14 protein-coding genes are annotated in these 11,777 nt (G+C 61.8%); 8 read left to right on the top strand and 6 right to left on the bottom strand.

Translation table 11 applies throughout. From position 1 onward, the window contains the following. Positions 1–55 precede the first annotated feature (55 nt). On the bottom strand, positions 56–1,276 hold the full coding sequence (locus WBA38_RS15275; RefSeq protein ID WP_424294484.1) for an acetyl-CoA C-acetyltransferase: 1,221 nt from the start codon (positions 1,274–1,276) through the stop codon (positions 56–58). A gap of 99 nt (positions 1,277–1,375) precedes the next feature. Between WBA38_RS15275 and WBA38_RS15270 the strand changes: the two genes are divergently transcribed. Continuing rightward, positions 1,376–2,791: a cystathionine beta-synthase gene (locus WBA38_RS15270; protein WP_424323049.1), complete on the top strand. Its 1,416-nt coding sequence runs from the start codon at positions 1,376–1,378 to the stop codon at positions 2,789–2,791. Further along, complete coding sequence (locus WBA38_RS15265) at positions 2,791–3,933, top strand: cystathionine gamma-synthase (RefSeq protein WP_424323048.1); 1,143 nt, start codon at positions 2,791–2,793, stop codon at positions 3,931–3,933. The genes WBA38_RS15270 and WBA38_RS15265 overlap by 1 nt, the downstream gene beginning before the upstream one ends. Before the next feature lie 13 nt (positions 3,934–3,946). Here WBA38_RS15265 and WBA38_RS15260 read toward each other — a convergent pair whose 3' ends face one another. After that, entirely contained in the window at positions 3,947–4,069 is a 123-nt protein-coding gene (locus WBA38_RS15260) for a hypothetical protein (protein ID WP_424323047.1), read from the bottom strand. A 152-nt stretch (positions 4,070–4,221) separates the two neighbouring features. Next, positions 4,222–4,719 (bottom strand): SRPBCC family protein, encoded by a 498-nt coding sequence (locus WBA38_RS15255; RefSeq protein WP_424323046.1) that lies wholly within the window; start codon positions 4,717–4,719, stop codon positions 4,222–4,224. 251 nt (positions 4,720–4,970) lie between these two features. On the opposite strand from WBA38_RS15255, the gene WBA38_RS15250 reads away from it, so the two are divergent. The 3 genes from WBA38_RS15250 (at position 4,971) to WBA38_RS15240 (ending at position 6,465) form a co-directional block, all read left to right on the top strand. After that, the gene (locus tag WBA38_RS15250) at positions 4,971–5,270 is read left to right on the top strand and encodes a hypothetical protein (RefSeq protein WP_424323045.1); all 300 of its coding nucleotides are present in this window, start codon (positions 4,971–4,973) and stop codon (positions 5,268–5,270) included. Further along, positions 5,257–5,895: a DUF3558 family protein gene (locus WBA38_RS15245; protein ID WP_424323044.1), complete on the top strand. Its 639-nt coding sequence runs from the start codon at positions 5,257–5,259 to the stop codon at positions 5,893–5,895. The genes WBA38_RS15250 and WBA38_RS15245 overlap by 14 nt, the downstream gene beginning before the upstream one ends. A 186-nt stretch (positions 5,896–6,081) precedes the next feature. Beyond that, the gene (locus WBA38_RS15240) at positions 6,082–6,465 is read left to right on the top strand and encodes a helix-turn-helix domain-containing protein (RefSeq protein WP_424323043.1); all 384 of its coding nucleotides are present in this window, start codon (positions 6,082–6,084) and stop codon (positions 6,463–6,465) included. Between the two features lie 63 nt (positions 6,466–6,528). Here the strand turns inward: WBA38_RS15240 and greA are convergent, their stop codons facing one another. The 3 genes from greA to WBA38_RS15225 all read right to left on the bottom strand — a co-directional run bounded on the left by greA (position 6,529) and on the right by WBA38_RS15225 (position 8,317). After that, positions 6,529–7,017, bottom strand: coding sequence for a transcription elongation factor GreA (greA, locus tag WBA38_RS15235; RefSeq protein WP_424323042.1), 489 nt, complete (start codon positions 7,015–7,017; stop codon positions 6,529–6,531). A gap of 98 nt (positions 7,018–7,115) precedes the next feature. Then, positions 7,116–7,862 (bottom strand): queuosine precursor transporter, encoded by a 747-nt coding sequence (locus WBA38_RS15230; RefSeq protein ID WP_424323041.1) that lies wholly within the window; start codon positions 7,860–7,862, stop codon positions 7,116–7,118. Further along, positions 7,859–8,317 (bottom strand): DUF4307 domain-containing protein, encoded by a 459-nt coding sequence (locus tag WBA38_RS15225; RefSeq protein WP_424296331.1) that lies wholly within the window; start codon positions 8,315–8,317, stop codon positions 7,859–7,861. The genes WBA38_RS15230 and WBA38_RS15225 overlap by 4 nt, the downstream gene beginning before the upstream one ends. A gap of 78 nt (positions 8,318–8,395) precedes the next feature. Here WBA38_RS15225 and mca point away from each other — a divergent pair, with 78 nt between their 5' ends. From mca to WBA38_RS15210, 3 genes are read left to right on the top strand one after another with little or no spacing between them, the layout of a single operon-like run. Further along, positions 8,396–9,244, top strand: a complete 849-nt coding sequence (gene mca / locus WBA38_RS15220; RefSeq protein ID WP_424323050.1) for a mycothiol conjugate amidase Mca — start codon at positions 8,396–8,398, stop codon at positions 9,242–9,244. Continuing rightward, complete coding sequence (locus WBA38_RS15215) at positions 9,245–9,574, top strand: hypothetical protein (protein WP_424296333.1); 330 nt, start codon at positions 9,245–9,247, stop codon at positions 9,572–9,574. Positions 9,575–9,610: 36 nt separating this feature from the next. Beyond that, positions 9,611–11,602: a thioredoxin domain-containing protein gene (locus tag WBA38_RS15210; protein ID WP_424323040.1), complete on the top strand. Its 1,992-nt coding sequence runs from the start codon at positions 9,611–9,613 to the stop codon at positions 11,600–11,602. The last annotated feature ends 175 nt before the right edge of the window (positions 11,603–11,777 follow it).

Genomic DNA, 11,777 nt, shown 5'->3' with positions numbered 1-11,777 from the left:
GCCCCGGAAGTGACTTCCGGGGCCGTCCGCTTATTGCTTAGAGCAGGTCTAAACCTTAGAGACGCTCGAGGATCATGGCCATGCCCTGGCCGCCACCGACACACATGGTCTCGATGCCGAACTGACCGTCGTAGGTGTTCAGGTTGTTCATCAGGGTGGTGGTGATGCGGGCACCGGTCATACCGAACGGGTGGCCGAGGGCGATAGCGCCACCGGAGACGTTCAGCTTGTCGTGGTCGATACCCAGCTCAGCGGCCGAACCCAGCACCTGGACAGCGAAGGCTTCGTTGATCTCGAACAGGTCGATGTCGGAGATCGACATGCCAGCCACGCGCAGCACCTTGCGGACAGCTTCGATCGGGCCCAAGCCCATGATCTCCGGCGACAGACCGGTCGCCGCGGTGGCGACGATGCGAGCCAGCGGCTTGAGGCCAAGGGCCTTGGCCTTGGTGTCGCTCATGATGACGAGCGCCGCAGCACCGTCGTTCAGCGGGCAAGCATTACCGGCGGTGATGGTGCCATCGGGACGGAAGACTGGCTTCAGCTGCGACAGCTTCTCGTAGGTGGTGCCGGCGCGGGGGCCGTCGTCGGTGCTGACGGTGGAGCCGTCAGGCAGGGTGACGGGGGTGATCTCGCGGGCGAAGAAGCCTTCGTTGATGGCCTTCTCTGCACGGTTCTGGCTCAGGACGCCCCAGCGGTCCTGATCTTCGCGGGAGATGCCGGTCATGGAGGCGACGTTCTCGGCGGTCTGGCCCATCGGGATGTAAACGTCCGGGATGATGCCGTTTTCGCGGGGATCGATCCACGCGCCTGCGCCACCCTCGGCGGCCTTAGCGCTGCGCTCCATGGCGTCGTCGAAACGCGGGTTCTTGGAATTCGGGGCACCGTCTGCGCCGCCGGAAACGCCGAAGCTCGAGACGCTTTCGACACCGCCAGAAATAAAGACATCGCCTTCACCGGACTTGATGGCATGCATTGCCATACGGGTGGTCTGCAGCGACGAGGAGCAGTAGCGGTTCACGGTCACGCCGGGAACGTGGTCGAGGCCGAGTTCGACGGCGACGACGCGGGCGATGTTGTATGCGCCCTGGCCGCCGGGCTGACCAATGCCGAGGTGGATGTCCTCGATATCGGCGGTGTTCAGTTCGGGCACCTTGGCGAGTGCGGCGGCGACCATCTGACGGGCGAGGTCGTCGGGACGCATGTCCTTCAACGAGCCTTTACCGGCGCGGCCGATCGGGGAACGGGCAGTGGAAACAATGACAGCTTCAGACATGAGATCGAGATTACTCTAGGTGTCCGACATGCCAGCTACCTGACATCGGAAAACCGCCCGATCGGGCGGCATTTCGACGCAGATGGGACGATGGTCAGTATGCGCATCGCCAATCACGTCGTAGACCTGGTCGGAAACACTCCGCTCGTCAAACTCAACAAAGTCGTCAAACCCGGTTCGGGGCTGGTGGCAGCCAAGGTTGAGTACATGAACCCCGGTGGTAGTTCCAAGGACCGCATCGCCACTCGCATGATCGACGCCGCCGAGGCGTCCGGTGAACTGAAGCCTGGCGGAACCATCGTCGAACCGACCTCCGGCAACACCGGTGTCGGACTGGCGCTGGTCGCCCAGCAGCGCGGTTACAAGTGCGTCTTCGTGTGCCCGGACAAGGTCGCTGAAGACAAACGAAACGTGTTGCGCGCCTATGGCGCAGAGGTTGTCGTCTGCCCCACGTCGGTCCCGCCAGAGCATCCGGACAGCTACTACAACGTGTCCGACCGCCTCGCGGCTGAGCGCCCGGGAGGCTGGAAGCCCAACCAGTATTCGAACCAGAACGGACCGCTGAGCCACTACGAGACCACCGGTCCGGAGATTTGGCGCGATACCGACGGTAAGGTCACCCACTTCGTGGCTGGCGTCGGCACGGGCGGCACCATCACCGGCACCGGCCGCTACCTGAAGGAAGTTTCCGAAGGCCGTGTCAAGGTCGTCGGTGTCGACCCCGAAGGCTCCGTGTATTCCGGCGGCTCCGGACGGCCCTACCTCGTCGAGGGCGTTGGTGAAGACTTCTGGCCCGAAGCTTACGATCCGACGGTGCCCGACGAGATCATCGCTGTCTCCGACGCCGACTCGTTCGAGATGACTCGCCGACTGGCCCGCGAAGAAGGTCTCCTGGTCGGCGGCTCGTGCGGCATGGCTGTTGTTGCGGCACTACAGGTGGCCGAACGTGAAGGCCCCGACGCGGTAGTCGTAGTTCTGCTGCCCGACGGCGGTCGCGGCTACATGTCGAAAATTTTCAACGACGATTGGATGAGCAGTTACGGCTTCCTCCGTACCCCGCTCGATGGCGTCGCCTCGCCCGAGTCGATCGTTGGTGACGTCTTGCGCGGCAAGGGTGGTTCGCTGCCCGACCTCGTCCACACCCACCCGCAAGAAACCCTGCGCGACGCCATCGAAATTCTCCGCGAATTCGGCGTCTCGCAAATGCCCGTCGTCGGCGCGGAACCGCCCATCACCGCCGGGGAAGTGGCCGGTGCCGTCTCCGAACGGGACCTGCTCAGCGCTGTTTTTGAAGGTCGTGCCAACTTGGCCGATCCGGTCTCCGCGCACATGGGTGAACCGTTCCGTCTCATCGGTGCTGGCGAGCCCGTTTCGACCGCGATGGAAGCTTTGAGCACCGTCGATGCGTTGATGGTGGTGGAAGACGGCAAGCCGATCGGTGTCATCACTCGTCACGATCTGCTCGCATTTGCGAGCACGCACCCCATCGCCGTCCGTGAGCAAGGAGAGAAGTAGTGGCTGAACAGGGATTTTCGACCAAGGCGATCCACGCAGGTTGGGATCCTGACAGTCGTACAGGTGCGGTCAACGTCCCGATTTATGCGAGCTCAACCTTCGCGCAGGACGGCGTCGGCAACATGCGTGACGGGTTCGAGTACGCGCGCACCGGCAACCCGACCAGGCGCGCGCTCGAAGCCAACATCGCGGCGATTGAGGAAGGCCAGTTTGGTCGCGGTTTCGCGTCCGGCATGGCCGCCACCGATGCGCTGCTGCGGGCCATTTTGCGCCCCGGCGATCACATCGTGATCCCGAACGATGCTTACGGTGGCACCTTCCGTCTCATCGACAAGGTGTTCTCCGAATGGGGCATCACATACTCGGTGGCGCCCGTCGTCGACACCGACGCGATTGCGCAGGCAATTACCCCGCAGACCAAGCTGGTGTGGGTCGAAACGCCGACCAACCCGTTGCTCAACGTTGGCGACATCGCGGCGATCGCCGAAGTAGCGCACGCTGCTGGTGCCAAGCTGGTTGTCGACAACACCTTCGCGACCCCGTACCTGCAGCAGCCGCTCACCCAGGGGGCCGACGTGGTTGTTCATTCGACGACGAAGTACCTGGGCGGGCACTCGGATGTTGTTGGTGGAGCGATCATTACCAACGACGAGAAGCTCGACGCCGATATCGCCTTCCTGCAGAACGGTGCCGGCGCTGTTCCCGGCCCGTTCGATTCGTACCTGACATTGCGTGGCATCAAGACGCTCGCGGTTCGCATGGAGCGTCACTGCGACAATGCCGAGGCCCTCGTCGAATACCTCAGCTCGCACCCGAAGATCGAGAAAGTCCTGTACCCGGGTCTTGCCGATCACCCGGGGCACGAGGCGGCCGCGAAGCAGATGCGTCGCTTTGGCGGCATGATTTCGGTGCAGTTGGCCGGTGGCCGGGAAGCCGCACTCGATTTCTGCGCCAAGACGAAGGTGTTCACCCTCGCGGAGTCGCTTGGCGGGATCGAATCGCTGATTGAGCACCCCGGTGCCATGACCCACGCTTCCACCGCGGGTTCATTGCTCGAAGTGCCCGACAATCTTGTCCGACTGTCGGTCGGCATCGAAGACGCCGCAGACCTGCTCGAGGACGTACGACAAGCACTCGGCTAGACGCACCACCTGCTCATGCAGCAGCGTCGCTCACGACCTGGCAGTCGTGGGCGACGCTGTTTTTTGCGCGAGTCGTCGGTCCAAGTGATTTGCGGTTGCCGGAATCGTCGTAGACGTAGGCGACATAGGCGCTCATGGTTTCGCACTGCGAACCGGTAACCCGGTGCCACGCTGATAAGCAGTTCCGACAAGCCGGTTTGTATTAGTGGTTTGCCATACGATCTTGCGCCTTTCTCAACTGCGAGAATGGTTGACGCTGAACAGTATTCGAGGTGGCCGGCCGGATGGTTAAAGCGATGCGAAGTGCTTGATTGTGTCGTTCTTGACGGTGCCGAAAGCACCCGCCGAAATGGGGCCTGACAGGAACGACGGCAGGCTGGCGCCGCTGAGTTCCATCGCGAACTTCCACACCAGTCGTGAACCATGCGCGGCGGGGGACACCTCGGTGTACTCGCCAAACTTCGCGAGCCCGGGAATGTTTGCCTCGACGCCGTGGAACGCGTGACGGTACGTCGAGTTCTCGGCATCTTCGTCCCAAATGAAGAAGAGTTCGTTCATCTTCACGAAGCCAGGTGCCAGGGCAACCGAACGTGTGGTGCCGATGGCGTACGGTTCGGCCGAGGTGTAGGTGACGGACTTGAGCGCACGGCACCAGTCAAGCGTGTTCTGCCGGGTGAACTCTGCCCATGCGGTTTCCGGTCCGACGGGAATGTTCACGTCAATCATATACTTCATGGGTGCGGTGTCGAAGTACGACTCGTCGAAGGGCTGCAGTTCGAATGCCATGGGCCCGAAGTGTAGCGGTCACACCGTGCTCTCACTGTCGCCAGCTGCGGGCGACCTGCGGAAACTAAAAAAGTTTCTACCAATTTCGGACAAAGTGGAACCGATTGGCCTTCCGCTGCGTCTAATTCATAAGCATACGAACAGACTTTCCTGGCGATGGGGAATGCCGTGGCGGAGACCGTCCAGGTTTGGGGGGTGACGGTCTCCGCTCACGGAACGCTCGACGCCAGCGCCGCCCCCGAGAGGACGCCATGAGTGAGCTCAGGTACTTGCGCGAGGTGTGGCTGAAGCGCGCGGAGGTCGCGAAGGAGTGCGCGGGGGAGTTGGGGGCGCTGCGAGCCCAACTCGATGGCGTCGTAACACGAAACTATTTCGGCATGGGGTGTGTCGAGGGGGTTGAACTCTACGAGCGGCTAAGGACTGTGATCCGTTCAGGCATACAGGATCTGGAGGCAAATCGAATCTCGGCAGTCGCGTTGGATGTGGCCTCACGAGGTGTCGTGACATCGATCGAAGCGGCCGACGGCGAGGCGGTAGGTGGTGTTCGGTAGGAGGCTGGGGGTGCTCGTGCCCTCTTTGGTTGTGATCATTGGGGGATGCGGGGCCGTAGACGGCTCACCGCATAATGCGGTCCCAGCGGTGGATGAAACTGCGCAAGAAATCCGTCAGCAGGATGACGACGGCCGGTATCTGCCATTTAAGACTGTGCATCCCCATAGATGGAGTCGCGCAAACAGTGGAACTACCTACGAACCCTGCACGGCGTTAGGTATTGCGGAACTTTCAGGACTCGACATCGATGCGAAAAGTGTCGAGGACGCTGCGGCTACTGATGGACAGACACTGCGGGGTTGTACGTGGACGTATGCGACCAAGGAAGAATTCACGCAGTGGCGGATCTCGCAGATTGTCGGAAATTCACCCAGCCTGGCCTTTGAGAAGGCACTCAAGTCAGGAGTCGATGACAACTGGCTTGAAGACCGTAAACTGGCGAGACGTGATGTCGGAGTTCACTATGTCGATGGGCTCAAGAATTGTGATACCTACGTTCAATCAGGGCGTGCCGCTGTCACCACCCTGGTTGGCTACTACGGCATCGATCCCGTTCCTCCGTCCGAGATCTGCGACCGTGCTCTAGTGTTCACGGCGGCGACGATTTCAAAGATGCCTCTCTGAGGCTGGACACCTACTTTCTGGCGCGGGGATTCTGCGGCGGGGACCGTCGGGTACGGGGCCGACGGTCTCCGCAGTGGAAGTGAGTTAGGTTTTGCAACAACAGATTTCGGGGACTCGGCGCAGGCTGGCAGCATTGCACAATGCTGTGTGCGGACATTCCAGTGTGCAACCGACACATTGGTTGTTGTGCTGCCGAACCAACATGGATCCCTCGAATGGGACACCTATGCGTTCGCATTCGGGCACCGGTTAGTGACCGTGAGGAAAGCTCGCGGGCTATCGCAGGAGCAGCTCGCCGAACGGTGCGGGTTGCACCGGAATGCGGTGTCGAATCTGGAGCGGGCGGCGAGCAACGGGGCGTCGGGCATCGCGGACCCGCTGATGTCGACCATCTACCGGCTCGCAGAGGCGCTGAGAGTGCCACCGATATACCTGATGCCGGGTGCATCAGATCGGTTGGAGGGGCGGGCCGTCGAACAAGAAACAAACGCGGCGCTCTCAGACGTCGAAGCTGAACTTCTGCAACTCCTCGCGGCTGAAAACGAACACTCCACTAACGGCGACGCCTAGCCGACTGCAAGCATGCAAAAGGACCGGAACGCCTTCGCGGTCCGGTCCGATGCATTTGCGCTCTTACGGCTGGTAGGGCTCTGCGCTGACGAGAGTGACTTCCACGGTCGATCCATTGGGAACCGTGTAGGTGCGGGTCTCGCCGACCTTGGCCTCAATCAATGCACCACCGAGGGGTGAACTCGGGGAGTAGATCTCGATCTCGCCTGAACCCTCTTCGCGGGTAGCGATCAGGAAGGTTTCCTTGTCGGACTTGTCGCCGTCGTAGTAGACGGTGACGACGGAACCCGGCAGGGCCACGCCCGACTGCTTCGGAGCTTCGCCGACCTGCGCCTTGTTCAACAAGTCCTGCAGCTGGCGGATACGCGCCTCCTGCTGGCCCTGCTCTTCACGCGCCGCGTGATAGCCGCCGTTTTCTTTGAGGTCGCCTTCTTCGCGGCGCTCGTTGATCTCGGCGGCAATGACCGGCCGATTCGTGATGAGTGAGTCGAGCTCACCCTTCAAGCGCTCAAACGACTCCGGCGTCAACCAAGTCACGTTTGGATCGGTCATCGTGGTCTCCTTTGCTGTCCGCTAAGTGGACTGCTTTAAATGCAGCAACACGGCCCCTTTCGGAGCCGTGCAGCACCCAGCGTACCAGCGCGTGTGGCCTATGGCACTTTTGGGGTGACCTGGCTTACACCCGCGAGGCCTGACCGATAGGTCGGTTCGGCACGCTTCAAGTGACGTACCACCGCGTAAGTGATCGGCATGACGAGGACTTCGACGAGCGTCTTCCAGACAAAACCGATCACCAGATAGTTGATGAAGTCCGACCACGTGCGGATGCCGATGGCTGTCGCGGCGATCGAGCAGAAGACCAGCGTGTCGAAGAACTCGCCAACAACGGTCGACCCGATGAGGCGTGCCCACAGGTGGGATTCGCCAGCGCGTTCCTTCATCTTCACGAGCACATACGAGTTGAGTGTCTCGCCGACCACGTAGCCGGCAAGGCCCGCCAACACGATCCGGGGAACCGTGCCGAGCACCGATTCGAAGCCTGCCTGGCCCTCGTAGAAACTGGCGGCAGGGAGGTCGATTGCAACCCAAAAGCACAGGGACGCAAGAACAATCACGACGAACCCGGACATGATGGTTCGTCGCATTGCGCGGAAGCCGTAGACCTCGCTAATTACGTCCCCGATCACGTAACTGAGGGGGAACAGGAAGAAGGCCCCGTCGGTCACCAATCCGTTGACGTGGAGGGGGCCGAGGTCGAATTGCAGCCAGTCGAACAGGACGACAGCTTTCGTCGCCGCGATATTGCTGATTAGCATCACGCCGACGAAGAGGGCTGTCAGAGCCGGGTAGTACGGGCTCGACAGCTTCGCGAAAACAGCTTTTCCGCTAGCGGTCACGACTTCGAATCGAGGTAAGGCGGAATGCTGAGGCCGCAGCCGAAGACCTCACCAATGACGGGAGGCGCGGACGTGGTCAACTCGGCACGAGCGCCCACCTGGATGTCGGTTCCGGCGGGAATCAGAACCTCGCGGCGACCCACTTCTGAACCGTCCTTGGCGCGTGCGCGCACGATGCAGACCACTGCATCGCCCGGGTTGGCGCGGTTGACGGTGTACTGGACGGCAACACGGTCCGACGACAGCAGTTCGTAGCCGGTGGCCTGTCCAGAAACTTCCGGATCACCAAACTGGTTAAAGCCTAAGACGGCGAGCGCCAGACCTGCGGCAACAACAACGGAAGCCAAGACGACGAACCAGGTGCGTTTACTTCCAGCGGACTGTTCTGCCGGATATGTCGCGCGTGGACCGCTGCGCGGCTTCTGCTGGTCGCCGCCCCCGTCTGATGTAGTCACGCGTCAATACCTACCATGTTGAGTAGAAGCTAGCGAAGGTGAGGAAGCGTGACTGAACGCGCGAACGGGCTGCGATTGATGGCGATACACGCCCATCCAGACGATGAGTCGAGTAAAGCCGCGGCAACCCTGGCTAAATACGCTGATGAGGGGCATGAGGTGATGGTTGCCACGCTCACCGGCGGCGAGCGCGGCGACATCCTGAATCCGGCGATGGACAAGCCGGGCGTGATGGAAAACATTGAGGAAGTTCGACGCGAAGAGATGGCTGCCGCCGCAGCGGCGCTCGGTGTGCAGCACCGTTGGCTCGGCTTCGTCGACTCCGGTTTGCCTGAAGGCGACCCGCTGCCGCCGCTCCCCGAGGGGTGCTTTGCGCTGGTGCCACTCGACGAGGCAACTGAGCCGTTGGTGAAGGCGATCCGCGACTTCCGGCCACACGTCATCATCACGTACGACGAAAACGGCGGCTATCCGCATCCCGATCACATCAAGACGCACGAGGTATCGATGGCGGCGTGGACCGCTGCTGGCGACCCCGCCGCGTACCCCGAGGCTGGCGAACCCTGGACGCCGTTGAAGATGTACTACACGCACGGATTTATCCGCGACCGCATCTTGTCGTTCTCCGAGGAGTTCGAAAAGACCGGCCAGGAGAGCCCATTCAAAGAATGGCTCGCCAAGTGGCAGCGCAACCAGGGCGACATGATGGGTCGCGTCACCACGCAGGTGGAATGTGCCGAGTACTTCCCGCAGCGCGACGATGCCCTGCGGGCGCACGCCACTCAGATCGATCCGAATGGATTCTTCTTCGCAGTTCCGCTGGAATGGCAGCAGCGACTGTGGCCGACCGAAGAGTTTGAGTTGGCGCAGACTCGGGTCCAGACCGACCTTCCCGAGAACGACCTCTTTAGCGGAATCGAGCAGTAAATGAATGTCCTGTCCCTGACGTCGGACGCCGTGCAGTTTTTGGCCGAGGAACCCGCGCGCGGACCTGAGTTCGGCAAGGCATCACCGTGGGGCCTGTTGATCATCATCGTCCTGCTGATCGCAGTCTTCTTGCTGATCCGTTCGATGAACAAGCAACTGAAGAAGCTGCCGGAGACCTTCGACGCCGACCAACCCCAAGCCGATCAGGCGTTCGACGAAGGCACTGACCGCGTCGACGGCGCGACAAGGCGCAATCCGAAGACCTCGGACCAATCGCCGAACCCGGCTTCCGACGGGCCGGACGACGGGGGACCAGCCGAACGCGGTTAGATCGCAGCCGCGGGGCTTGGGGGGATGATGGAAATCATGAACCGTCTCGCGGAATCCTCAAGCCCGTATCTGCGTCAGCATGCGGCCAACCCGGTGCATTGGCAGGAATGGGGCGACGATGCGTTCGCTGAGGCGCGACGTCGCGATGTTCCGGTCCTGCTGAGCGTCGGTTACGCGGCTTGTCACTGGTGTCATGTGATGGCCCACGAGACGTTCGAGGATCCCACCCTCGCGGAGCAGATGAATAGCAACTTCGTCTGCATCAAGGTCGATCGCGAAGAGCGGCCCGACATTGACTCGATTTACATGGCAGCGACGGTCGCGATGACCGGGCAGGGTGGATGGCCGATGACCTGCTTTCTCACTGCCGAGGGTGACCCATTCTATTGCGGGACGTACTACCCGCCGACAGCTCGCGGCGGGATGCCCGGCTTCGACGATGTGATGGATGCGATTACGCGCACATGGGACGAGCGCCGCAGCGAAGTGATGGTCGCGGGATTGAAGATTGCTGATCATCTCCGAGCAAATGCTGAGTCGTTGCCCGAGGGCCCGCAGTTGGACTCGCAACTGCTTGCCGATGCCGTCCGCGCGGTGATTGCCGATGAAGACCCGCGGTCGTCGGGGTTCGGCGGCGCGCCGAAGTTCCCGCCAACAGCGCTGCTCGAAGCCCTACTCCGCGCGAGTGAACTCGCAGACATTGAGGGTGCGGCGGAGGTTGCCACTCGGACCGCGCATGCGATGGCTCGCGGGGGCATCTACGACCAACTCGCTGGGGGCTTCTCCCGCTACACGGTCGACCCCGACTGGGTAATTCCGCACTTCGAGAAGATGCTGTACGACAACGCGCTCCTGCTGCGCGCCTACGCACACCTGGCTCGGCGCGGCGACGACTTGGCTCTCCGAGTAGCCGACGAGACGGCGGATTTCCTCAATCAGCAACTGTGGACCGGAGTGGGGTTCGCGTCGTCCCTCGATGCAGATACCGAAGGCGTGGAGGGGCTTACCTACGTGTGGCGACCGGACGAACTGGTTGCCGCACTAGGTGAAGACGATGCTGGGTGGGCGGCGAAACTGTTCACCGTCACGGATGCGGGCACGTTTGAGGCGGGCAACTCGACGCTGCAGTTGCTCGCCGACCCGGACGACGAGTCGCGGTACAAGGCGGTCCGTGCGCGACTGCTCGCCGTCCGCGACGAACGCCCGCAACCTGATCGTGACGACAAAGTGGTGACCGGGTGGAACGGCCTGACCATCACCGCGCTCGCGGAGGGGGGTGCCGCCCTTGGCAAGCCTGAATGGATTGGGCGTGCCGCTCAATGCGCACGGAACATCGTCGATGTGCACCTGGTGGATGGTGAAATCCACCGGTCGTCGCTTGACGGTCGCGTCGCGGTTCCGCTTGGCGGGCTGGAAGACTATGCCGCGCTCGCCACCGGGTTGCTCACACTCCATCAGGTGACGGGCGAGACCGCCTGGCGGACAACGGCCCTAGAAATTGTCGAATTGATGATCGCCGATTTCGCCGACCCGGAGGCCGAGGGTGCCTGGTACGACGCCCACGGTCACGGACTTCTGTTGCGTCCACGGGACCCGGCCGACGGCGCAACTCCGGCTGGCGCTTCATTGGCGGCCGAAGCCCTACAGCTCGCGTCAATGTTGGCACCCACATACGAGGATGGTGCGCGGTACGGCGAACTCCTCGATGCGACCCTGCGCAGGGCTGGCCTCCTGTTTGCAAAGGCACCGAGGTCGGCAGGGCATTGGTTGTCGGTTGCCTTGGCTCAGGGGGCCGGACCCGTTCAGGTTGCCATCGCGGAAGCTGCTGGCAGTGCTGGGAACATGGCATCAGCAGTTCGACGAGGTGTGCCAGGCGGCGTAATTGTGGTTGCCGGACAGCGTGATTCATTACCGCTCCTAGACGGACGCGGACCTGTCGACGGACTGGACGCTGCCTACATCTGCCGCGGTACGCGGTGTGACCTTCCCATCACGGAACTTGCCGGGGTCCTTGCGGCCATTCCATAGGTTCCGGTCAAGACTTGCTCGCAGCATTTCGGCCGCACCTTCACCTTCGGTGACGAAAATTGTCAGACCCTCGCGATAGTGTTCACACAAATAAACGAACACAGAGTGAAGTGCTTCACTACAGGTTCTTTAGCGCAGCTACGTCAGTGCAGCTACTTCACTAACGCCGCGAGGA

The organism is Gordonia sp. (in: high G+C Gram-positive bacteria) (assembly GCF_049647785.1).
Lineage (GTDB): Bacteria > Actinomycetota > Actinomycetes > Mycobacteriales > Mycobacteriaceae > Gordonia.
Note: the sequence above shows the minus strand (reverse complement) of the source record. Positions and strands in the feature narration are given on the sequence as shown.